The organism is Mesorhizobium sp. M1143 (genome assembly GCF_040318435.1).
Taxonomy (GTDB): Bacteria; Pseudomonadota; Alphaproteobacteria; order Rhizobiales; family Rhizobiaceae; genus Mesorhizobium.
The window spans coordinates 1-1651 of sequence record NZ_JAMYMJ010000168.1 but is presented as its reverse complement, the minus strand read 5'-3'; the positions used below and the strand labels follow the sequence as shown (position 1 = coordinate 1651).

The following is a 1651-nucleotide window of genomic DNA, read 5'->3' as shown; positions in this document are numbered from 1 at the left end:
GTTCCTCCATGGACTTCTGCCACTTCAGCAAGGTGGCCGTAGTCGCAGTAGCGGCTTGAGCGATTTCTATGGGCGTTGCAACCATCGCATCCTCCTAAAAAGGCAATGGTAAACGCCAAATATTGCCGACGAGCGGAGGCAATTCACAGCTGTCCTACCAGCAATTCACCCCCCAGAACGGCGATGTCGAGCGGGCAGAGGGGGTGATAAAACGATGTCTTCCTGCTGCTGGAACTGGCTCCCCTTTTTGGCCAGTCGCTTGCGCCTCCGTTCCCGGAGGGCTGTCATGCCATAGCGAGTGATGCCGTACAACAACAGGCCAAAAATCAGCCCGAGTGGCACCGCACCGCACAGCATGGGCTTTAAGACCGGTGCCCACAATTGCGAAATTGAAAGGGTCTTCAACATCTCACTCAGATGGGCTGGCCGTTCGTAACTTTGCACGTGGACGTGCAACATGATCTTGCCGGTCTCCCAAGACGCTCCCACTACAAACGGGAGGGTCAGCGGGTTGCCAAAGACAAATGTTCCCAACCCTGCCGCCACCATGTTTCCTGAAATTAGCCAGCACACGATGGCGGCAATGGCGAAATGGGATCCTAGCGGAAAGAAAGACGCGAAAACCCCAGCCGCCACCCCAGCCGCGACGGCGTTTGGAGTGGCGTTCAGACGGAGAATGCGCTTTGAGACATACTGAAACGATCGCGAGAAGGAGCGGCGCGGCCACATGTAAATGCGCAATCGCTCGAAGAGACCATCAGGATTTCGCCGTCTAAAGAGCACTCTCTTGCCCACTTCAAACGCGGTCGGTTGAACGGATGGACCTCGTCTTGAAAAAAACGCAGCCTGTGCTGCTTTGTTCCGAATGGTTCCTTCGGCTACGAACGCCCTATGTGCCGGAACTTTACTGGTGTTTGGCACGTTTTCCCGTCGAACCAATTGCGGTTCCAGGAAAAGGGAAAATATGGAAGATCCAGGTGTGGGTTGGATAGCAGCGATCGTCATCGGCGGTATCGCCGGCTGGCTTGCCGAGATGTTCATGAAAAGCAACATGGGCGTGCTTATGAACATCATCTTGGGAATCGTCGGCGCTATCGTCGCCAATGTCCTTCTAGGGCTGCTGGGCGTTTCGTTGGCCGGCTGGCTCGGCTATCTTGTCGCCGGCTTCATCGGCGCGTGTATTTTGATTGCCGTGGCGCGAATGATTAAACGCTGAGCCTACAATCGAGTTGTGCACATCAGTATCGATAGGGGCGCGTGATCCTTAGGACCACGCGCCTTTCTTCAGAGCGGAAAATCGAGATCAAGCTGGTCGCGTCGCCGGAGCCTGTCCGCTGTACTTGTTGAGGTGCCGGAGTAGCAGTCTGACGTTGCGATTGTTCGCCTTGAAATAGACGTCGAAGATCGAGCCGAGAATTGGGACACTTCCTACGAGCGTATCCAGCAGCACGTTGCCTAGCATGCGAGCGACCAACCCATTTCCGGCACCGACGTTTCGAGCTCGCAAGACGATGTAGGCCGAGACAATGCCCGTCGCCGCATCTCCGAGTACGGGGACCAGACCTACGAGCGCATCCAGTCCAAAACGAATTGATGTGCCTGGAATGCGCCAGCGGGAATCGAGTAGCGCGGCCAATAGATCCAACTCGGC

Annotated in this window: 3 protein-coding genes; 1 reads left to right on the top strand and 2 read right to left on the bottom strand. The window is 55.9% G+C overall.

Annotated elements, in window-relative coordinates; translation table 11 throughout:
- Window positions 1-165 precede the first annotated feature (165 nt).
- Window positions 166-939, bottom strand: coding sequence for a DUF2062 domain-containing protein (locus NKH35_RS31660; RefSeq protein ID WP_502907021.1), 774 nt, complete (start codon window positions 937-939; stop codon window positions 166-168).
- A 25-nt stretch (window positions 940-964) separates the two neighbouring features.
- Between NKH35_RS31660 and NKH35_RS31655 the strand changes: the two genes are divergently transcribed.
- Window positions 965-1216, top strand: a complete 252-nt coding sequence (locus tag NKH35_RS31655; RefSeq protein WP_023699159.1) for a GlsB/YeaQ/YmgE family stress response membrane protein — start codon at window positions 965-967, stop codon at window positions 1214-1216.
- Between the two features lie 87 nt (window positions 1217-1303).
- On the opposite strand, the gene NKH35_RS31650 is transcribed toward NKH35_RS31655, so the two are convergent.
- Window positions 1304-1651: DUF4112 domain-containing protein (locus NKH35_RS31650; RefSeq protein WP_352917563.1), on the bottom strand; the 348-nt coding region annotated here is incomplete at its 5' end.